A 20,846-nucleotide genomic window follows, 5' to 3' on the forward strand; every position below is an offset into this window, starting at 1 on the left:
GCCGAGCGCTTCGTGAGATAGCGCTGAAACCGGTTTCAGAAGACACCAAAAGCCAATTCGCCGTCAAGCCCCGGATTGTCGATTGTCGAACAAACACCGACGGGTGGCGTTCAGGCCAGCACGCTCAGCCATGCTGAACCCAGCAGCAACAGGCCCATGGAGCGATTGAAACGCTGCATGGCCCGGGGCGAGCGCAACCAGCGACTCGACCCGGCACCGAGCAGCGCCCAGACGCCCAGGCAGGGCAAGGAAATCAGGAAAAACACCAAGGACAGGTTGATCACGTGCACGAACCGATCTTCGCCCGCTCCAGCGAAGACACTGACCACCGCCAGCGCCATCATCCAGGTTTTCGGGTTGATCCATTGCAGGCCGGCGGCGCCCACCCAGCCCAGTCGATCCTCGGTTTTCATGCTGATGGCTTCGACCGGGGCGCGGAAAATCTGCCAGGCCAGATAACTCAGCCACGCTACCCCGACCCATTGCATGACGTTTTGCAATGCGGGCCAGGCCGTCAGTGACGAACCAACGCCCGTGCCCACCAGCAACACCAGCGTCGCGGCACTGGCGCAGGCGCCGAAGATAATCGGCAGGGCGGCGCCCAAGCCGTATCGGGCACTGTTGCTGAGCACAAGTATGTTGGTCGGTCCGGGTGTGATCGACGCCACAAAGGCAAAGAGCAAGAAGGGCAGTAACGTCGGGAAAGAAGAAAGCATTGCGGGCGAACTCCGGTAAAGATCAGTGAAACCGATCTTCACAATCCCCGGCGTTACTTGTCTGGAAGATTTGAGCAGCGCTTGCGGTACAGCGCCGGTGTCAGGCCGTAGGCGCGCACGAACCAGCGGCCCAGATGGCTCTGGTCGGCAAAGCCCAGCGCCATCGCCACCACCGCCGGTTGTTCGCCACGGGCCAGCATTCGCCGCGCGGTTGCCAGGCGCAATTGCACCAGATACGCGTGGGGCGCCATGCCGTAAGCGGCCTTGAACGCACGGGTCAGGCGGAAGCGGTCGACACCTGTGACGGCTGCCAGTTGATCGAGGCCGATGTCGTATTGCGCGTTGGCATGCAGGTAGTCCCGGGCCTTCTGCGCCACGCGCGGCAGACGCGGGTCCTGGCCATCGCGGGCGCGCCAATGCAAATGGCTGGTCAGGCGCTCGAGCAACGCGTCGAGGGCGGTCTGGCGGACGATCTCCAGCTCACCGCGATGCAGGGTTTCAAACGCCAGGCTGGTGGCCTGGGCCAGGCGCGCATCGCAGGCCAGGGTGGCGGCGAAACTCAGTTGGCTGTTGTCGGGGGCATGATCGAACACAGCGCCGAGTTCGCGCTGCAACCACTGCGGATCGAGGTACAGCATGCGGTAGGTAAAACCGTCGGCGGTCGGTGCGTCACCGTCATGGATGTCACCGGGCTCGAGCAAAAACACCTTGCCCGGTGTGCTCTGGTGCCTGGCCCGTCGGCAATTGAATTGCTGAACCCCTTGTTCGGTGACGCCCACTAGATAACTGTCGTGCCAGTGCGGGTCGTAGGCGTGACCTTCGAAATGCGCGCGCAGGGTCTCGATGCCGGTGTCGGCGTCCTGAGACAGGTCGATCCAGTTGTGAGTGTTCATGTTGCACCTGCGGGACGGATTGCCGAGCCATTTAACGCCTGCTGGAATTACGATGACTAGAACGTTTGTGCAGGCATCAGTTGAACAGGCCCGCCGCAATATTGATTGAGAACCCAAGGATGGCGGTGTTGAACAGAAAGCCGATCAACGACTGCGCCAGCACGATCTTGCGCAAATCACGGGTCGCCACGCCGACATCCGAGGTCTGCACCGCGACGCCGACGGTGAACGAGAAGTACAGGAAGTCCCAGTAATTGGGCGTCGTCAGGCCTTCAGCAAAACGCAGCGCCGGTTCTTTGCCTTCCCAGGTGTAAAACAGGCGCGCGTAGTGCACGCTGAAAATCACCCCGATCAGCAGCCACGAGCCGATCACCGTCAGTGCAGTGAAGCCGTAGTGCAGGAGCTTGCGCGTGGTTTCCAGGTCTTTGCTGCCGGCCAGTTCGAAGGTGATGGTCGCCAGGCTGGCCAATGCCGCGATGCACACCACCAACAGCACCAGCCCGGCGTTTTCGTCTTCGATTTCGGCGATGCGTTTCACGTCGGTCGCTTTTGAACGCACGGTGAGCCAGGACATCAGGATCAGGTAAGTCCAGACGCCGGCATTCCAGCCAATGAGGATTTTGCTGATGACCGAATCGGCCGGAACCAGGATGCCCGCCGCGATACCGAGCGTCGTGGCGGCGGACAGGCGAGGGTGGGTGTGGGTGAGGTAGGGCATGGAGGCTCGATGGGTTGGGGCGATGTAATCACCTTAGCCCAGGGCTGTCCGTCGTGACCACCATCATCAGGTTTACACAATCCCCTGTAGGAGCCGGCTTGCCGGCGATAGCGCCCTTGAAGATTGCATCGTTATCAAGGCCGTCTTCGCTGGCAAAGCCAGCTCCTACAGGGGACGTGGTGTGGGTTAGAGATCTTTATGGCGTTTGCGCACCAGCTTCATCACCACCACAAAAAACACCGGCACGAACACCACGGCCAGCGTCGCCGTGATCATCCCGCCGATCACCCCGGTGCCGATGGCCTGCTGGCTTGCCGAGCTGGCGCCTGTGGCAATCGCCAGGGGCACCACACCGAGGATGAACGCCAGCGAAGTCATGACAATCGGCCGCAATCGCAGGCGTGCCGCTTGCAGGGTGGCGTCGACCAGGTCGTGGCCTTCGTCGTACAGGCTCTTGGCAAACTCGATGATCAGGATCGCGTTCTTCGCCGACAGGCCGATGATGGTGATCAGCCCGACCTTGAAGAACACATCGTTGGGCATGCCGCGCAAGGTCACGGCCAGCACCGCGCCGAGCACGCCCAGTGGCACCACCAGCAGCACCGAGGTCGGGATCGACCAGCTTTCGTACAACGCCGCCAGGCACAGGAACACGATCAACAGCGACAGCCCGAGCAGGATCGGCGCCTGGCTGCCGGACAAGCGTTCCTGCAACGACAACCCGGTCCATTCCTGGCCCAGGCCCGCCGGGCCTTGCGCCACCAACCGCTCGATCTCGGCCATGGCTTCGCCGGTGCTGTGGCCCGGTGTCGGTTCTCCGGAAATGCTGATCGCCGGGTAGCCGTTGTAGCGGGTCAACTGCGCCGGGCCCTGGGTCCATCTGGCCTGCACGAAGGCCGACAAGGGCACCATTTTCCCGTGGGTGTTGCGCACGTGGATCTTCAGCAGGTCTTGCACCTGGCTGCGCTGCTCGCCCTCGGCCTGCACCACGACGCGCTGCATCCGCCCCTGGTTGGGGAAGTCGTTGATGTAGGCCGAGCCCACGGCCGTGGACAACACGTTGCCGACGTCGGCAAAGGACACCCCCAGCGCGTTGGCCTGCTTGCGGTCGACCACCAGTTGCACCTGCGGCGCCTCGGCCAGGGCGCTTTCGCGCACGTTCATCAGGATCGGGCTTTTTTCGGCGGCCGCGAGCAAGTCGGTGCGCGCTTGCATCAGCTTCTTGTGGCCGAGACCACCGCGATCCTGCAGGCGGAACTCGAAGCCGCTGGACGTACCCAGGCCATCCACGGGCGGCGGCAGCACGGCAAAGGTCACCGCGTCCTTGATCTGGCTGAGGGCGACGTTGGCCCGGTCGGCAATCGAGCTGGCCGAATCGTCGCTGCCGCGCTCGGACCAGTCTTTGAGCGTGCTGAACGCCAGCGCCGCATTCTGCCCGCTGCCGGAGAAGCTGAACCCGAGAATCACCACGCTGTCGCGAATGCCCGGCTCGCCGGCGTTGTGCGCTTCCACCTGCTCGGCCACCTGCACCGTACGGTTCTTGCTCGCACCCGGCGGCAACTGGATGTCGGTGATGGTGTAACCCTGGTCTTCCACCGGCAGGAATGAGGAGGGCAGGCGACTGAAGGCCAGGCCCAGGCCAATCAGCAGCACGCCGTAGATCAGCAGGTAGCGCCCGGTGCGTTTCAACGCGTAGGCGACCCAGCCTTGATAGCGCTCGGTCAGTTGCTCGAAGCGGCGGTTGAACCCGCCAAAGAATCCGCTCTTTTCGTGGTGCTCGCCTTTGGCAATCGGCTTGAGCAACGTCGCGCACAGGGCCGGGGTCAAGGTCAGGGCGAGGAAGGCCGAGAACAGGATCGAGGTGGCCATCGACAGCGAGAATTGCTGGTAAATCACCCCGACCGAACCCTGCATGAACGCCATTGGAATGAACACCGCGACCAGCACCAGGGTGATGCCGATGATGGCCCCGGTAATCTGCTGCATGGCCTTGCGCGTGGCTTCCTTGGGCGACAGGCCTTCGGTGGCCATGATGCGCTCGACGTTCTCCACCACCACGATCGCGTCGTCCACCAGAATGCCGATCGCCAGCACCATGCCGAACATGGTCAGCACGTTGATTGAAAACCCCAGCGCCAGCATCGTCGCAAAGGTGCCCATCAACGCCACCGGCACCACCAGCGTCGGAATCAGCGTGTAGCGGATGTTCTGCAGGAACAGGAACATCACCGCAAACACCAGCAGCATGGCCTCAAGGAGGGTGTAGACCACCTTGGTGATCGAGACCTTGACGAAGGGGGAGGTGTCGTACGGGATCGAGTACTCGACGTTTGCCGGGAAGTAGCGCTTGAGTTCATCCATCTTCGCCCGCACCAGGGTCGCGGTGTTCAGGGCGTTGGCGCCAGGCGACAACTGCACGGCGACGGCGGTGGACGGCTTGCCGTTCAGGCGCGTGGAAAACTGGTATTCCTGGCTACCGATCTCGACCCGCGCCACATCGCTGATGCGTACGGTCGAACCGTCCGGGTTGGCCTTGAGGACGATGTCGGCAAACTCTTCGGGGGTCGACAACTGACCCTTGACCAGAATGGTCGCGGTGATTTCCTGGGTGGTGCGGGTCGGCAGATCGCCGATGCTGCCGGCCGACACCTGGGCGTTTTGCGCAACGATGGCGGCGTTGACGTCCGCTGGGGTCAGGTTGAAGGCGAGCAGTTTCTGCGGGTCGATCCAGATCCGCATCGCCCGCTCGGCGCCGTACAGCTGCGCCTTGCCGACGCCGTCCAGGCGCTTGATCTCGTTCATCACGTTGCGCGCCAGGTAATCGCTGAGCGCCACGTCGTCGAGTTTGCCGTCGCTGGACGTCAGGGTGATCAACAGCAGGAAACCGGAGGAGACTTTCTCCACCTGCAAACCTTGCTGGATGACCGCTTGCGGCAGGCGTGACTCCACGGCCTTGAGGCGGTTCTGCACATCCACCTGGGCCAGTTCCGGGTTGGTGCCCGGCTGGAAAGTGGCCTTTATGGTCGCGCTGCCGAGGCTGCTCTGGGATTCGAAATACAACAGGTGATCGGCGCCGTTGAGTTCTTCCTCGATCAGGCTGACCACGCTTTCGTCCACGGTTTGCGCCGAAGCGCCCGGGTACACGGCATAGATTTCGATCTGCGGCGGCGCGACGTCCGGGTACTGGGCCACCGGCAGTTGCGGAATGGCCAGGGCACCGGCCAGCAGGATGAACAACGCGACCACCCAGGCGAACACCGGGCGGTCGATAAAGAACTGCGGCATAAAAAAGCGTCCTGCTTACTGACCAGTCGCCTGGGCAAGTGGAAGAGGGGAGTCGTCTATCTGCACTTTCTCGCCGGGGCGGGCGTGCTGCAGGCCCTCGATGACGATGCGGTCACCGGCTTTCAGGCCGCCGGTGACGATCCAGCGATCGTTCTGCACGGCGCCCAGTTCCACCGATTGCTGGCCGACGCGCTGTTCGGCGTCGAGCAGCAGCACCTGGGCGATACCGGCGCTGTCGCGCTGGATGGCCCGTTGCGGCACGCTGATGCCCTGGCGGTTGACCGCTTGTTCCAGGCGCACGCGCACGAAACTGCCGGGCAGCAGGTCGAGGTCGGGGTTGGGGAACTCGCTGCGCAGGATGATCTGGCCGGTGCCCGGGTCGACGGTGATGTCGCTGAACAGCATTTTGCCCGGCAGCGGGTAGAGGCTGCCGTCATCCTGAATCAGCGTGGCCTTGGCCTGGTCCTGGCCGACCTGCTGCAACTGGCCGGAACGGAAGGCGCGGCGCAGTTCGTTGAGTTCGCGGGTGGACTGGGTCAGGTCGGCATGAATCGGGTTGAGTTGCTGGATCAGCGCCAGCGGCGTGGTTTCGTTCTGCCCGACCAGCGCGCCTTCGGTGACCAGCGCACGACCGATGCGCCCGGAAATCGGCGCGGTGACGGTGGCGTAGCCGAGGTTGAGTTTCGCCCGCTCTACCGCAGCCTTGTTGGCCGCGACGTCGGCGGCGGTCTGTCGTGCGTTGGCCCGGGCGTTGTCGTAGTCCTGGCCGCTGATGGCCTTGTCGTCGATCAACTGGGCATAGCGCTGTTCCTGCAACCGGGCCTGGAACGCGTTGGCCTCGGCTTTGCGCAGCGCTGCTTCGGCGCTGTCCAGGTCGGCCTTGAGCGGCGCCGGGTCGATGCGGAACAGGACATCGCCCTGTTTCACGTCACTGCCTTCACGGAAGGTCCGCTGCAGGACCACGCCGGCCACGCGGGCACGCACCTCGGCCATGCGCGGTGCGGCAATCCGTCCGCTCAGTTCGCTGCTGATGGTCAGTGGTTGCGCTTCGATGGTCTCGATGCGAACCGTGGCCAGCGGCGCCTGTTCCTCGGCGTTCGAGGCCTTCTCGCACGCAACCAGTGTCAACGCCAGAGCAATCAGACTGAGCCTGGCAAGCAGATTCTTCGACATGTAATACCCCAATAAAGACTCCCAGCATCCTACTGGGCGCAGGCGAGGGTAGCGGTGAAGCTTTGTTGGTGCTGTGTGAAATTGTGTAAGGGTTTTACTCAGAGACGAGTGAGGGCGTATATCCTTCAGTCCTTGAATTTTATTGCGCCTGTCAGGCCGCTATCGCTGGCAAGCCAGCTCCTACAATTGAAATGCGATCCCTTGTAGGAGCTGGCTTGCCAGCGATAGCGAGCTGATGGTCACCACCGCGTTTGCTGGAAACACCCCATGCCCAACATCCTCCTGGTCGAAGACGACACCGCCCTCGCCGAATTGATTGCCAGCTACCTGGAACGCAACGGTTATTCCGTCAGCGTGATCGGTCGCGGTGATCATGTGCGCGAACGTGCGCGGCTCAATCCGCCGGACCTGGTGATCCTCGACCTGATGCTGCCCGGTCTCGACGGTTTGCAAGTCTGTCGCCTGCTGCGTGCCGATTCGGCGACCTTGCCGATCCTGATGCTCACCGCCCGCGACGACAGCCACGACCAGGTACTGGGGCTGGAAATGGGGGCCGACGACTACGTCACCAAGCCCTGCGAGCCACGGGTGCTGCTGGCGCGGGTGCGGACCCTGTTGCGCCGCAGCAGCCTCAGCGAGCCGCAGACCGCCAACGACCGCATTCTGATGGGCAACCTGTGCATCGACCTGTCCGAACGCACCGTGACCTGGCGCGAGCAATTGGTGGACTTGTCCAGCGGTGAGTACAACCTGCTGGTGGTGCTGGCCCGGCATGCCGGGGAGGTGCTGAGCCGCGACCAGATCCTGCAACGCCTGCGCGGCATCGAATTCAACGGCACCGACCGCTCGGTGGACGTGGCGATTTCCAAGTTGCGGCGCAAGTTCGACGACCACGCCGGCGAGGCGCGCAAGATCAAGACCGTGTGGGGCAAGGGCTACCTGTTCAGCCGTTCCGAGTGGGAATGCTGAGCCGATGTTCAGAATCCTCTTTCGTTTGTACCTGGTGACCATCGTCTCGTTCAGCGCGGCGATTTATCTGGTGCCGGATCTGGTGGTCAAGGTGTTCCACGAACGCTTTGTCACCTACAACCTCGATTACTCCCGTGGCCTGCAGACGCTGATCGTCAAACAGTTTCACGCGGCCCCGGCCGAACAGTGGCCGGCCCTGGCCGCCGAAATGGACAAGGACTTCAATCCGCTGCACATCGTGCTCAGCGGTAACGATGACAGCAGCCTGACGCCTGAGGAGCAGCAGCGCTTGCAGCGGGGCGAGAACGTTGTGCGCGTGGGTGACTGGGGCTGGCGCACGCTGGCGGTCGCGCCGCTGAACGAGCGCACCGTGGTGCAAATGGTGGTGCCGCCGGACCCGCTGGACGTCAACCTGTTGTACTGGAGCATCAACGTACTGATCGGCGCGACCATGCTCGCGTGCCTGTTGCTGTGGCTGCGCCCGCACTGGCGTGACCTGGAACGCCTCAAGGGCGCGGCCGAGCGCTTTGGCAAGGGCCACCTGGGCGAGCGCACGCAAATTTCCCCAAGCTCCAACATCGGCAGCCTGGCCAGCGTGTTCGACACCATGGCCGGCGACATCGAGAACCTGCTCAACCAGCAGCGCGACTTGCTCAATGCGGTGTCCCACGAGTTGCGCACGCCGCTGACGCGCCTGGATTTCGGCCTGGCGCTGGCCCTCTCCGACGACTTGCCGGCGGCCAGCCGCGAGCGCCTGCAAAGCCTGGTGGCGCACATCCGGGAACTCGATGAGCTTGTACTGGAGCTGCTGTCCTACAGTCGCCTGCAAAACCCGGCGCGGCTACCGGAGCGGGTCGACGTGTCACTGGATGAGTTCATCGACAGCATCCTTGGCAGCGTCGACGAGGAACTGGAGTCCCCGGAGATCGTCATCGACGTGCTGCTGCACGGCCAGCTCGAACGCTTCAGCCTTGACCCGCGCCTGACCGCCCGCGCCTTGCAAAACTTGTTGCGCAACGCCATGCGCTACTGCGAAAAGCGTATCCAGATCGGTGTGCAGGTCTGCGCTGGCGGCTGTGAAATCTGGGTCGACGATGACGGCATCGGCATTCCGGATGACGAGCGCGAGCGGATTTTCGAACCCTTCTACCGTCTCGACCGCAGTCGAGACCGCGCCACGGGTGGTTTCGGCCTGGGATTGGCGATCAGCCGCCGCGCCCTGGAAGCCCAGGGCGGCACGCTGACGGTGCAAGCCTCGCCACTGGGCGGGGCGCGGTTTCGCTTGTGGTTGCCGACTTCGGCCTGAGGCGCGCCCGGGATAATGCGGCTCAGGCGCTCAGCCGACTGCGCAACACCTTGGCCATTTCCTCCAGATCCGTCATCGGCTGGTGCCCGATCAACATCCAGGCGTGCTCCATGTCCGCCCAATACACGATGTTCAGCTCGCGCCGCTGTTCCCGGGCGAAATGGCGGCTGCCGCTGTTGGAGCGGGTCACGCACAGCGCCATGGGGCCGTGCGCCGGATCGAGGTAGGTGATCTGGGCGATGGGGGCGCCGTCGTACTCGAGGATTTGCGCCCGCTTGAACTCGGCACGGGGCAGGTGCAGTTTTGCCGGCGCGAGGTCGAGGCCCAGGCGTGCATCGATGGTCCGCAGTTGGGCTCGCTGGGAGGCTTCATCAGCGGGCAGGTGATCCAGGGTTTCCGGCACGTAGAGCGCCATGTAATCGGCCACCAGACCGCGCCAGCTGTGAGTCTGCTGGCTCGCTTGCCAGCCGAGGAACAAACGGTCCGCCAGCACGCCGCCGGCCAGCAGCCCGGCTGCGGCGGCCAGGAACCAGCGTCGGTTGAGCCCCGGGCGGGCGGGTGAGGGCATTGTGGCGAGCATGGCTTGCAGGCGATCCACCGGTGCCTGCCGGGCCAGTTCATCGTAGGCGTCCTTGAACGGCAGGCTGCTGCGATCCAGCCATTGCAGGCGCAGGCCGAGCATCGGGTCGGCGCTGATGGCCGCGTCGATGCGCGAGCGCTGCTCGGCATCGAGTTGGTTGTCGAGATAAGCCACCAGTTGTTCGTCCGAGGGTTTCGCGTTCATCAATGTTCTCCTCGGTAAGGGTGGGGCACCGTGTGCAACGGTGGATATTCGGCCAGTTTCGCCCGGGCCGCGGCCAGGCGACTCATGACCGTGCCGATGGGCACTTGCAGCACGTCGGCGACTTCGCGGTAGGACAACCCTTCGACGTAGGCGAGAAATACCGTTTCACGCTGGGCCTCGGGCAAGGCATCGACGCGGCGTATGACCTGTGCCGCCAACACGTGGGTCTGGGCCACGGACTCTCCATCGAACGACAGGGTCTGGTCGGCATCCACCTGGCCCTGGCCTTGCCGCACCCGCTGGGCACGGACTTCGTTGAGCCAGATCGAGTGCAGGATGCTCAGCAGCCAGCGGTCCATGCGCGTCCCCGGCTCGTATTGCCCGGCCCGCTCCAGCGCCCGCACGCAGGTGGCCTGCACCAGGTCATCGGCGACATGCCGTTGCCGGGACAACAGCAGGCCGTAGCGCCATAAACGCGCCAGATGCTGGTTCAGTTCCGTTCGTATTGCCTGATCGCTGGCGATGGCGACCTCCGTCCGCTCGGGTTGTCAGGTTTTCGATGATCCGTTGATGGCTTCGGCCAGGTCCTGATACTCCTCGCACTGGGTATTGCCGCAGATGGACTTGATCTGCTGCAGTTGCTCCTGCGCAAGGTCCAGCCGGCCCTTGACCACATAGGCCTCGCCCAGGTATTCGCGGACTTGCGCGTATTGCGGGTCGAGTTTTACCGATTGCAGGTAATAACCGATGCCTTCGTCGGTGCGCCCCAGTTTACGCGTGGCGTAACCGCGATAGTTCAGCGCTTTTGCGGTATTGGGCTGTTTCAGCGTGTCCAGCAGGGCCAGGGCCTCTTCATAACGTCCGTCCTTGGCCAGTTGATAGGCATAGTGGGTGCGGTCTTCGTCAGGCACCAGGTTGCTGGTCTGCTTTACGCACCGCTGCGATCTTGTATCGAGCACCTGTCCTTTCGGGCAGTTGGGTCTGGCGGGCGGCTCGTCACCGCCGCCACCGCCGTTGGCCAGGGCGAGGGAGCCGGACAAGGCAACGGTCAGCAACAGCGGGGTCATCAGAAACGCAAAACGACTATTCATGGGCTTTGCTCCACAGGGTCATGGGTTTCAGATCAGGTCGCGCCCGGCCAGGCGCAGTGCAAGGTTGATGTGATGAGAACACCCCAGCACGCACAATTATTCATTGTGGGAGCGGGCTTGCTCGCGAATGCGGTGGGTCAATCAACATTAATGCTGCCTGACACTCCGCCTTCGCGAGCAAGCCCGCTCCCACAGGGGATTTTCGTTCAACCCAGCAGACGAATCGGTGCATCCGCCGCCCAGGCCTGGATGTCCTCGATCATCTGCGAGAAAAACAGCCTGTAGTTCTGTTGGCTCACGTACCCGACATGGGGCGTGGCCAATACATTCTCCAGGGTCCGGAACGGATGGTGGGCGGGCAGCGGCTCTTGCTCGAAGACGTCCAGTGCCGCACCGGCCAGTCGTTGCTTCTGCAGCGCCTTGATCAGCGCCGCCTCATCGACAATCGGTCCGCGGGCGGTGTTGACCAGCAGTGCCGTGGGCTTCATCCAGCCCAGGGCTTGTGCGTCCACCAGACCCCGACTGCGGTCGCTGAGCACCAGGTGCACCGACAACACATCGGCCTGTTCGAACAGTTCCTGCTTGCTGACACGGGTCACACCGGCTTGCGCCGCACGTTCGGCGGTGAGGTTTTCGCTCCAGGCGATGACGCGCATGCCGAACACCTGGCCGAATTGCGCGACGCGCTGGCCGATGCTGCCAAGGCCGAGGATCGCCAACGTCTTGCCGTGCAGGTCGCCGCCCAGGCCTTGTTGCCACTGGCCGGCACGCAAGGCATTGGCTTCGGCCACCAGGTTGCGGGTGGCGGCCATGATCAGCGCCCAGGTCAGCTCCGGCGCGGCGTGTTTGTAGCTGTCGGTGCCGCTGACCCGGATGCCCAGCGCGGCGGCGGCTTTCAGGTCCAGGGCGGCGTTGCGCATGCCGCCGGTCACCAGCAGTTTGAGCCTGGGCAGGTGGCGCAGCAGGTCTTCGTCGAAGCGCGTGCGCTCGCGCATGACGCAGATCACCTCGAACCCGGCCAGGCGCTCGGCCAGCGTCTGGTTGTCGGCGGGGTAGTCATGGAGAAAACTCACCTGGCCGACGCTGTCCAGCGCCGACCAGTCCACCACATCCCGCGCCACATCCTGCCAATCATCGAGCACTGCAATCTGCACAGGCATCAGCCTTTCCTCTTCAACGCACGGGGTTGGTCTTGTTCAGCCAGGCGAGCAGGGCCTGGTGGAATTGTGCCGGTTCTTCCATCTGTGGCGCGTGGCCCATGCCAGGGAATTCGACCAGCGTGGACCGGGGAATCAACTTCGCCACTTGTTTGCCGAGGACGTCGTAGTGCCCGATCTTCGCCTTGACCTCGGGCGGGGCGATGTCACTGCCGATGGCGGTGGTATCGGAGGTCCCGATCAACAGCAGGGTCGGCATCTTCAGGTTCTGGAATTCGTAGTACACCGGTTGAGTGAAGATCATGTCGTAGATCAGCGCCGAGTTCCACGCGACTTGCGTATGTCCCGGGCCTTTGTTCAGGCCGGCGAGCATGTCGACCCAGCGCTCGAATTCCGGCTTCCAGCGGCCGCCGTAGTAGGTGCTGCGTTCGTAGTTGCGGATACCGTCGGCGCTGAGTTTGAGTTCGCGTTCATACCATTGGTCTACCGTGCGATAGGGCACGCCGAGGGCTTTCCAGTCTTCCAGGCCGATGGGGTTGACCAGTGCCAGTTGCTCGACCTGTTCGGGGTATTGCAAGGCATAGCGAGTGGCGAGCATGCCGCCGGTGGAGTGCCCCAGCAGGGTGGCTTTCTGAATGCCCAATGCCTTGAGCAATTGCTGGGTGTTCGTCGCCAGTTGCTGGAATGTGTACTGATAGTGCGCCGGTTTGCTGGAGCTGCAGAAGCCGATCTGGTCCGGCGCGATGACCCGATAGCCGGCATCGCTGAGGGCTTTGATCGAGCTGTCCCAGGTGGCGCCGCAGAAATTCTTGCCGTGCATCAGCACCACGCTGCGGCCATTGGCCTTGCCGTGGGCGGCGACGTCCATATAGCCCATTTGCAGGGACTGGCCCTGGGATTCGAAGGCGAAGTGCTTGAGCGTGTAGGGATAGTCGAAACCTTGCAGCTCAGGGCCGTATTCCGGTGCTTCGGCGTGGGCGATGGCGGGCAGGGCGGCGGTCAACAACAGGCCGGGCAACCAGCGGGGGAAAGGGCGCGACATGGGGTAGCTCCATGGAAAATCCGCCGATGCTGGATCGGCTCGATTAGGGCGGCATTAAACACAGGCAATCGCCGCCCTCGATGGTTCAACCCATCCAGCCCAGCGTCGCCACGGCCAACACGCCGTAACGGGCGCCTTTGGCCAGGGTGACGATCAACAGGAAGCGCCCCAATGGCTCGCGCATGACCCCGGCGACCAGTGTCAGCGGATCGCCGATCACCGGGAGCCAGCTAAGCAGCAATGACCAATGGCCGTAGCGCTGGTAATGCAGTCGGGCTTTTTCCAGGTGCCGGGGGCTTACCGGAAACCAGCGCCGGTCGCGGAACCGTTCGATCCCGCGCCCCAGCCACCAGTTGAGCAGCGACCCCAGGACGTTGCCGAACGTCGCCACCGCCAGCAGTGCCCAGAGCCAGTAGCGGTCGCTGAGCAGCAGCCCCACCAGCACGGCTTCGGATTGCAACGGCAGCAGCGTGGCGGCACCGAATGCCGCGAAAAACAGCCCGAGGTACGCGCCCTGCATCAATGGGCGGGGTAGTCCGCAACCACCAGGTCAGTGCCGTCCTTTTTCAGGCCGATGACCTGATAGGCATCGCTCATGCCGTCCATTTCCATGCCGGGCGAACCCATGGGCATGCCGGGGGCCGCGACGCCCAACAGATCGTCGCGCTTGCTCAAGGCCAGGACCTGGTCGGCCGGGACGTGACCTTCGACGAACTTGCCGTTGATCAGCGCGGTGTGGCACGACGCCAGGCGTGGCGGCACGCCGTGTTGTTGCTTGAACTCGCTCATGTTGGCTTCGACGTGGTCTTCGACCTTGAAACCATTGGCTTCAAGATGGCTGATCCATTTCTTGCAGCAACCACAATTGGCGTCGCGATGAACCTCGATCGGAATGAGGTCGGCGGCCTGGGCCAGGGAGGACATGAACAGGGCGCTCAGGGCGATCAGACGCAGAGGGTTTCGCATGGGATTCGTCTCGGCTAACGGGCAAAAAAACGCATTCTGACCCTTTTTTTCGGTCAGGCATTCAAGGAGTGTTTCGAAGTACTACAAAGATCGGCTGTTCGATGATGGTAGATCACTTGGAAAAGCCTGTAGGAGCGAGCTTGCTCGCGATGGAGGTCAACGATGATGTGGGAAGCCTGACACCCCGCGGTGCTCTCAGGTTTTTCGCGAGCAGGCTCGCTCCTACAGATATTTCGTTATCTCAGCGGTCGAGCAGTTTCATGACTTCCTCCGGATAACGCAGGCCAGCGGTGGCGTTCGCCGCAAAGACCGACTCCAGCGCCTGCAGTTCATCTGCGCTCAGTCTCACCTGCAGAGCGGCCACGTTTTCCTCCAGGTATTTGCGTTGCTTGGTGCCCGGAATCGGAATCAGGTAGTCGCCCTGGGCCAGCACCCACGCCAGCGCCAGTTGGCCTGCCGCCACGCCTTTCTCGGCCGCGAGCGCCTGGACTTGCTGCACCAGCAGCAGGTTTTTCGCAAAATTTTCGCCCTGGAAACGCGGGCTGAAACGGCGATAATCGTCTGCCGCGAAATCATCCGGGCTTTTCAATGCGCCGGTCAGAAACCCTCGGCCCAGCGGGCTGTAAGGCACAAAGGCGACGCCCAGGCGCCGGCAGGCCGCCAGGCAACCGTTGTCTTCCTGATCACGGCTCCACAACGAGTATTCACTCTGCAGCGCACTGATCGGATGAACCTTGTGCGCCCGTTCCAGGGTCGCCACCGAGGCTTCGCTCAATCCCAGGTAGCGGACTTTGCCGGCACTGACCAGTTCGGCCATGGCGCCGACGGTTTCTTCGATGGCCACGTGCGGGTCGATACGGTGCTGGTAATACAGGTCGAGGGTGTCCACGCCCAGGCGTTTCAAGCTGCCGTCGATGGACTGGCGAATGTACTCCGGCCGACCGTTGACGCCCCGGGCACCGGGGTTCGCCGGGTCGCGGACGATACCGAACTTGCTGGCCAGGAACACCTGGTCGCGCTTGCCGGCAATGGCCTTGCCGATCAGCTCTTCATTGCTGTGCGGGCCGTACATATCGGCGGTATCGAGCAGGTTGACACCCAGTTCCAGCGCGCGGTGCAGGGTAGCCGTGGCTTCGCGAGTATCCGTGCCGGTGGTGTAGAAGTCGGTCATGCCCATGCAGCCAAGGCCGATGGCCGACACCAGAGGACCGTTCTTTCCCAATTGACGTGTTTGCATGAAATCAGCTCCCTGTGAAGTGAGTGCCCATTGTTCGCCTCGACAGAAACAAGATAAACCGGCTAAAACGGCTATCACTATTCGTAGAATCTAAACAATCTGTCGGTGGAACCTGCAATGGACCGTTTCAACGCCATGCGCGTCTTTACCCGAATCGTCGAGCTGGGAGGCTTTGCCAAGGCCGCCGACAGCCTGCAACTGCCCCGGGCCTCGGTGACCATTCTGATCAAGCAACTGGAGGCGCATCTGGGGGTTCAACTGCTGCAACGCACCACGCGGCAGATCAGCCTGACGCTCGACGGTGCGGCCTATTACCCGCGTTGCGTACGCTTGCTGGCGGATCTCGAAGAGACCGAAGCGGTGTTCAGTGCCGCGCGCCACAATCCCAAGGGGCTGTTGCGCGTGGACATGCCGGCGGGCGTGGGGCGTCTGGTGGTGATTCCGGCGCTGCCGCAGTTCACGGCCCGCTATCCGTTGATCGAGCTGGAAATCGGCTTGAATGACCGGCCGGTCGACCTGATTCGCGAAGGGGTGGATTGCGTGTTGCGCGGCGGCTCGACGCTGGACGATTCGCTGGTGGCGCGGCCACTGATGATGATGGATCAGGTGACCTGTGCCAGCCCCGAATACCTGCAGCGGCACGGAATACCACATGCCCTGGATGACCTGCGCGGGCATCAGGTGGTCGAGTACTTCTCCAGCAGCAACGCAAAGCGCTATGGGCTGGAGTTTGTCGTGGATGGCCAGATACAGCTGGTCGACCTGCCCAAGCAGGTGGCGGTCAACAGTGCCGATGGTTATCTGGCGGCGTGCGAGGCCGGATATGGGCTGGTGCAGACGCCGTACTACCACGTGGCGCGGCAACTGCAGGAGGGGCGCTTGTGTGAAGTACTGCGGGACGTGCCGCCACCGGGCATGCCGATGACGGCGCTTTATCCGCCGCACCGCCAGTTGTCCCGGCGGGTGCGTGTGTTTGTCGACTGGCTGGTGGAACTCTGTGCCCAGCCTGGCAATGACTTCGTGATTCGACGCAACCTTTGAAAGTCCTCATGGTTATCGCCGCAATCAAGCTAAAACTCTTCATCGGCTGTAACATGAGACCCCGCTTGCAGCCGCTTCTCCCGGAAACCGGGTAAGTGCTTGGCAAGCGTCTTGATACAAAACGGATACATTTTCTTCAGGTTCAGGAACCCGCAATGACTCAGTCGCAACGTTTGAAATACTCGATTCTGATCTCCCTGGTAGTGCTGGGGATCATGTTTGGCCTTTCCTGGTTGCAGAACACCGGCGTCATCAGCGAAAAAATGTTCCAGTACATCGCCATTGGCGTGGCGGTGATTGTGGTCGTCATCAATGGCGTGATGCGCCGCAAGGTCAAGCCCTGATCATTCGCTCACGGGTTGCGCAGGATGGCGGCAGCCTGTGGATGCAGGCTGTAGCTTTTGTCGGGGTTGAGGACAATCACGCCTTCAATGCACAAACGCTTGAGCACTTCGCGCACGCTGAGAAAGGACAGGGGAATGTCCAGCTCCAGCAATTGGCTGTGCACGCCACGCACGCCAAGACTGCGGTCGCTTTCGGCGGCCGTCAGCAGGGCATCGATGACTTTCAGGCGGATCAGGCTGGTACGCAGCCCATAGCTCTTGAGCAGGATCCGGATCCGCTCGTTACCGTGGCGATCGGTACGCGGCTCGAACACGCCGACTCCCATGGAAGTACCCTTTGGCGCGTTGCTACCGTCCATTGGCAGTTGCGAGTTGTACATCGGCAAAACTCCTTTTCAGAGCCTGATCAGGAAAAATGGGGCGCTCTTGCATGTCTAGACGTATGAGCTCCCCAAATCATGAAGGCTCAAATGTAGAAATTTTGTCGACGTCGTGTGATCAGCCTGTCAGTTCGCCCGCCAATGCGTGCAAAACCCTAAATTATTGATGTGAGCTTCGTTCCTGAAGGGAGGCACCGCGCGCGTGGGTGCGCGCAACAGTGGCCATCGTGTTTTCGATCAGGAGCGAGCGTGATTATTTCCAGCCAGTTAACCAGGTTGAGCCTGGCGGGTGTGACTCTGGGGGTGAGCCTGGGTTTGAGCCTTGCGGCGAGCGCGAGCGATACGCCTGCGCCAACGAGCGCGGACATCCGCCGAACCAGTTTCGGCGTGCCGCACATCCGCGCCGACAACGAGCGCGGGTTGGGCTACGGCATCGGCTATGCCTACGCCCAGGACAACCTGTGCCTGCTGGCGAACGAGATCACTACGGTGAACGGGGAGCGTTCGCGCTATTTCGGACCGGACCAGTTCACCGTCGAGGCACGTGAGAACCTGGTCAGCGATCTGTTCTTCACCTGGCTCAACACCCCGCAAGCCGTCGCCGGTTTCTGGCAGGCCCAGACTCCGCCGGTGCGTGAGTTGATTGAGGGTTATGTGGCAGGGTTCAATCGTTCCCTGAGCGAACGTCGTGCCCAGGGTCTGCCGCAACAGTGCCAGGGCGATTGGGTGCGGGACATCACCCCGTCGGATCTGGTCAAGCTAACCCGGCGCCTGTTGGTCGAAGGGGGTGTCGGCCAGTTCGCCGAGGCCCTGGCCGGTGCCACGCCGCCCCAAGCCGTGGCCGGGGCGTCGAACGCCCAGGCAGCGTTCCAGGTGGCCGCCACGCGCATGCAACGGTTTGCTCTGGACCGCGGCAGTAACGCGGTCGCGATCGGCAGCGAGCGTTCCTTTAACGGACGCGGCATGTTGCTGGCCAACCCGCACTTCCCGTGGGTGGGCGGCATGCGTTTTTATCAGATGCACCTGACCATTCCCGGCAAGCTGGATGTGATGGGCGCGGCGTTGCCCGGCCTGCCGCTGATCAACATCGGTTTCAATCAACATCTGGCCTGGACCCACACCGTGGATTCGTCCAGGCATTTCACGCTGTACCGCCTGCAACTCGATCCCAAGGATTCGACCCGTTACCTGCTCGACGGCCAGTCCTTGCCGATGGACCAGCAGACCGTGACGGTCAACGTCAGGCAGGCGGACGGGCAGGTCCAGGCGATTTCCCGTGAGGTCTACAGCTCGAAGTTCGGGCCGGTGGTGCAATGGCCGGGAAAACTGGATTGGGATCATCAGTACGCCTTCAGCCTGCGCGACGCCAACCTGGATAACGATCGTGTCCTGCAGCAGTGGTACGCGATGAACCGCGCCGAAAACCTCAAGGATTTCCAGGAGTCGGTGCACAGGATCCAGGGCATTCCGTGGGTCAACACCCTGGCGGCGGACGATCAGGGGCAGACGCTGTACATGAACCTCTCGGTCGTGCCCAACGTCAGCGTCGACAAGCTGGCGCAATGCAGCGATCCGCGGGTTGGCCTGCAGATGATCATTCTTGACGGTTCCAACAGTGCCTGTGCCTGGGACATCGATCCGCAGGCGCCACAACGAGGCATCTATGCAGCGGACAAGCTGCCGCAGCTGCTGCGCAAGGATTTTGTCCAACACTCCAACGATTCGGCGTGGATGGCCAATCCGGCGCAACCGCTGACCGGCTATTCGCCGCTGATCAGCCAGGACGGCCAGCCTTTGGGCTTGCGTTCACGCTTTGCCCTGAACCGCTTGAGCAGGCTGGCCGAGGCCGGCAAGGTCGCGGTGGCGGACTTGCAGCATATGGTCATGGACGATCAGGTCTATCAGGCGGCTCAAGTGATGCCGGACCTGCTGCAATTCTGCGCGGCGGATCTCGGTGCCGATGCCAAAACCCTCGCGCCACTGTGTGCCAGCCTCAAGGCCTGGGACCGCAAGGCCAACCTGGGCAGCGGTCTGGGCTTTGTGCACTTTCAGAATGTCATGGAGGCGTTGGAGCCGGTGCCGGACGTATGGCGCGTGCCGTTCGATCCGCAGGACCCGCAACATACCCCGAGTGGACTCGCCGTCGATCACCCGCCAGTGGCGAAGGCGCTACGCACAGCGATGCTGGCTTCGGCTGAACAGGTCAAGGCGTCAGGCCTCAAGCCGGACACTCGCTGGGGCGACATCCAGGTGGTCAGCAGCGGCGGGCAACAGACGCCGATCCATGGCGGGCCGGGTACGCTGGGGGTCTACAACGCGATCCAGAGCGTGCCGCGCAGCGATGGCAAGCGCGAGGTGGTCAGTGGCACGAGTTACCTGCAAGTGGTGACCTTCGACGAAAACGGACCGCAAGCCAAGGGGCTGCTGGCGTTCTCGTTGTCGAGTGACCCTGCTTCGAAATTTTCACGGGATCAGACGCAGGCCTTTTCGCAGAAGCAATGGAGCGTGCTGCCGTTCACCGAGCAGCAGATCACGTCCGATCCGCAGTATCAGGTACAGACGATCCGCCAGCAGGATGCCAAGGTCGCCACGCATTGAGGTAGTGGGGTTTTACTGGAACGCTGAAGGCCGCACACCGCAAGGGTCGCGGCCTTTTCAGCTTTTCGGGGGCTTTTGCGGGATCGCGTTGACCACCAGATTGCCGTTGTCATTGCGGGTCAGGTAGACCGGCAGGACCCGCGGCAGGGACTTCACCAGGCCGTTGATCTCTTTGATGTTGTAGATGCCGCCGATATGGATCGAGCCAGTGCTGTTGTCAGCGACCATCAACGGTTTGTCCAGGTAGCGATTGATCAATGGCAGCGCATCGCTCAGTGCCAGATCGTCGAGCACCAGCTTGCCCTGGCGCCAGGCCAGCGAACTGTCATTGTCATAGGTCTGGCTGATGCGGGGCATGAAGTCGCCGCCGCGGTAACTGGCCTGCATCGACGGGTCGAGGCGCAAACCGTCGCCGGGCAGGTCGGTGTTGCTGCTGACCAGTACTGAACCTTCGATCAGATTGACCTTGACCTGGTCTTCATACATCCAGACGTTGAATTGGGTGCCAGTCACGCGAATCCGGCCTTCGGCGGCCTTGACTACAAACGGGTGGCGGGTGTCATGGCTGACCCTGAAGAACGCTTCGCCTTTTTCCAGCGTGACCTGCCGCTGATCCTTGTAGTTGCTGTACGTCAGCTCGCTGCCCAGGTTCAGTTCCACTTGGCTGCCATCTTTCAAGGTGACCGTGCGAACATTGTCGGTGGCTTCGAAATGCTGGTACGCGTTCGGTACCCAGCCCAGGTGCCAGCCGCCATAACCGGCCAAAGGCAGCGCCAGGGCACAGACTGCCGCGGCAATGGCCAGGCGGCGCCACGGGGCTTCGGGCTGGGGGCGAACCAGCGGCAGGACGGGCGCGGGGCGGGGCAGGTCGCCGGCGACATCCCATATTTCCAGCATCGCTTCGTACTCGAAGGCATGCAGCGGATGTGCATCACGCCATTGTTCGAACGCGTGGCGCTCTTGCTCTGTGCAGTCATTGGCGTGCAGACGCATGCACCAATGCGCAGCGGCATCGGTGATGGCGTCGTAGTCGGCTTCCGAGAGCGTGTGTTCGGTCATTGGCTCATCCTGATTTCGTGCATTCTAACCTTGGGGGCAGTCTGCGAGAACATCAGTCATGGCATTTAACCATCAATGTGTAGCTTT

20 protein-coding genes and 1 pseudogene are annotated in these 20,846 nt (G+C 62.5%); 6 read left to right on the forward strand and 15 right to left on the reverse strand.

The annotated features are described in order from the left end of the window. Nucleotides 1-110: 110 nt before the first annotated feature. From AB7M25_RS14255 to AB7M25_RS14275, 5 genes are all read right to left on the reverse strand, one after another. Nucleotides 111-716 (reverse strand): LysE family translocator, encoded by a 606-nt coding sequence (locus AB7M25_RS14255; protein ID WP_429518684.1) that lies wholly within the window; start codon nt 714-716, stop codon nt 111-113. A 53-nt stretch (nt 717-769) separates the two neighbouring features. After that, nucleotides 770-1,609, reverse strand: a complete 840-nt coding sequence (locus tag AB7M25_RS14260) for an AraC family ligand binding domain-containing protein (RefSeq protein WP_454237492.1) — start codon at nt 1,607-1,609, stop codon at nt 770-772. A gap of 76 nt (nt 1,610-1,685) precedes the next feature. Further along, nucleotides 1,686-2,327, reverse strand: a complete 642-nt coding sequence (locus tag AB7M25_RS14265) for a DUF1345 domain-containing protein (protein WP_217838276.1) — start codon at nt 2,325-2,327, stop codon at nt 1,686-1,688. A 186-nt stretch (nt 2,328-2,513) separates the two neighbouring features. Then, nucleotides 2,514-5,612, reverse strand: coding sequence for a multidrug efflux RND transporter permease subunit (locus AB7M25_RS14270; RefSeq protein WP_454237493.1), 3,099 nt, complete (start codon nt 5,610-5,612; stop codon nt 2,514-2,516). Nucleotides 5,613-5,627: 15 nt separating this feature from the next. Further along, the gene (locus tag AB7M25_RS14275; protein WP_429518680.1) at nt 5,628-6,785 is read right to left on the reverse strand and encodes an efflux RND transporter periplasmic adaptor subunit; all 1,158 of its coding nucleotides are present in this window, start codon (nt 6,783-6,785) and stop codon (nt 5,628-5,630) included. 267 nt (nt 6,786-7,052) lie between these two features. Between AB7M25_RS14275 and AB7M25_RS14280 the strand changes: the two genes are divergently transcribed. Beyond that, entirely contained in the window at nt 7,053-7,754 is a 702-nt protein-coding gene (locus tag AB7M25_RS14280) for a response regulator transcription factor (protein WP_007970971.1), read from the forward strand. 4 nt (nt 7,755-7,758) lie between these two features. Then, nucleotides 7,759-9,060, forward strand: a complete 1,302-nt coding sequence (locus tag AB7M25_RS14285; RefSeq protein WP_429387585.1) for an ATP-binding protein — start codon at nt 7,759-7,761, stop codon at nt 9,058-9,060. 22 nt (nt 9,061-9,082) lie between these two features. On the opposite strand, the gene AB7M25_RS14290 is transcribed toward AB7M25_RS14285, so the two are convergent. The 7 genes from AB7M25_RS14290 to AB7M25_RS14320 form a co-directional block, all read right to left on the reverse strand. Then, nucleotides 9,083-9,844, reverse strand: a complete 762-nt coding sequence (locus AB7M25_RS14290) for an anti-sigma factor family protein (protein ID WP_429387583.1) — start codon at nt 9,842-9,844, stop codon at nt 9,083-9,085. Beyond that, nucleotides 9,844-10,326, reverse strand: coding sequence for an RNA polymerase sigma factor (locus AB7M25_RS14295; RefSeq protein WP_429387697.1), 483 nt, complete (start codon nt 10,324-10,326; stop codon nt 9,844-9,846). Before AB7M25_RS14295 ends, AB7M25_RS14290 begins: the two co-directional genes overlap by 1 nt. Before the next feature lie 66 nt (nt 10,327-10,392). Continuing rightward, a complete protein-coding gene (locus AB7M25_RS14300; RefSeq protein WP_429387582.1) occupies nt 10,393-10,935 on the reverse strand; it encodes a tetratricopeptide repeat protein in 543 nt (180 codons plus the stop codon). A 206-nt stretch (nt 10,936-11,141) separates the two neighbouring features. After that, nucleotides 11,142-12,095, reverse strand: coding sequence for a D-2-hydroxyacid dehydrogenase family protein (locus AB7M25_RS14305; protein ID WP_429560520.1), 954 nt, complete (start codon nt 12,093-12,095; stop codon nt 11,142-11,144). Nucleotides 12,096-12,108: 13 nt separating this feature from the next. After that, the gene (locus AB7M25_RS14310; RefSeq protein ID WP_429387579.1) at nt 12,109-13,134 is read right to left on the reverse strand and encodes an alpha/beta fold hydrolase; all 1,026 of its coding nucleotides are present in this window, start codon (nt 13,132-13,134) and stop codon (nt 12,109-12,111) included. Nucleotides 13,135-13,219: 85 nt separating this feature from the next. Beyond that, nucleotides 13,220-13,654, reverse strand: coding sequence for a YqaA family protein (locus AB7M25_RS14315; protein WP_429387577.1), 435 nt, complete (start codon nt 13,652-13,654; stop codon nt 13,220-13,222). Then, nucleotides 13,654-14,100: a DUF411 domain-containing protein gene (locus AB7M25_RS14320; protein ID WP_085727060.1), complete on the reverse strand. Its 447-nt coding sequence runs from the start codon at nt 14,098-14,100 to the stop codon at nt 13,654-13,656. Before AB7M25_RS14320 ends, AB7M25_RS14315 begins: the two co-directional genes overlap by 1 nt. A 101-nt stretch (nt 14,101-14,201) precedes the next feature. On the opposite strand from AB7M25_RS14320, the pseudogene AB7M25_RS14325 reads away from it, so the two are divergent. Continuing rightward, nucleotides 14,202-14,327: pseudogene (locus AB7M25_RS14325) on the forward strand (outer membrane lipoprotein carrier protein LolA); the annotation flags it as partial. 14 nt (nt 14,328-14,341) lie between these two features. On the opposite strand, the gene AB7M25_RS14330 reads toward AB7M25_RS14325, so the two are convergent. Then, complete coding sequence (locus AB7M25_RS14330; RefSeq protein WP_454237494.1) at nt 14,342-15,337, reverse strand: aldo/keto reductase; 996 nt, start codon at nt 15,335-15,337, stop codon at nt 14,342-14,344. Between the two features lie 117 nt (nt 15,338-15,454). Here AB7M25_RS14330 and AB7M25_RS14335 point away from each other — a divergent pair, with 117 nt between their 5' ends. Together AB7M25_RS14335 and AB7M25_RS14340 are read left to right on the forward strand one after the other, a co-directional pair. Next, nucleotides 15,455-16,378, forward strand: a complete 924-nt coding sequence (locus AB7M25_RS14335; RefSeq protein ID WP_454237495.1) for a LysR family transcriptional regulator — start codon at nt 15,455-15,457, stop codon at nt 16,376-16,378. Nucleotides 16,379-16,533: 155 nt separating this feature from the next. After that, the gene (locus AB7M25_RS14340) at nt 16,534-16,722 is read left to right on the forward strand and encodes a hypothetical protein (RefSeq protein WP_007970993.1); all 189 of its coding nucleotides are present in this window, start codon (nt 16,534-16,536) and stop codon (nt 16,720-16,722) included. A gap of 8 nt (nt 16,723-16,730) precedes the next feature. Here AB7M25_RS14340 and AB7M25_RS14345 read toward each other — a convergent pair whose 3' ends face one another. Next, nucleotides 16,731-17,102 (reverse strand): fe2+ zn2+ uptake regulation protein, encoded by a 372-nt coding sequence (locus tag AB7M25_RS14345; protein ID WP_429387569.1) that lies wholly within the window; start codon nt 17,100-17,102, stop codon nt 16,731-16,733. A gap of 249 nt (nt 17,103-17,351) precedes the next feature. Between AB7M25_RS14345 and pvdQ the strand changes: the two genes are divergently transcribed. After that, entirely contained in the window at nt 17,352-19,700 is a 2,349-nt protein-coding gene (gene pvdQ, locus AB7M25_RS14350) for a bifunctional acylase PvdQ (RefSeq protein WP_429560517.1), read from the forward strand. Nucleotides 19,701-19,757: 57 nt separating this feature from the next. On the opposite strand, the gene AB7M25_RS14355 is transcribed toward pvdQ, so the two are convergent. Beyond that, a complete protein-coding gene (locus AB7M25_RS14355; RefSeq protein ID WP_429387564.1) occupies nt 19,758-20,759 on the reverse strand; it encodes a FecR family protein in 1,002 nt (333 codons plus the stop codon). Nucleotides 20,760-20,846 lie beyond the last annotated feature (87 nt).

The sequence above is a fragment of the Pseudomonas sp. AP3_22 TE3818 genome, assembly GCF_053628995.1.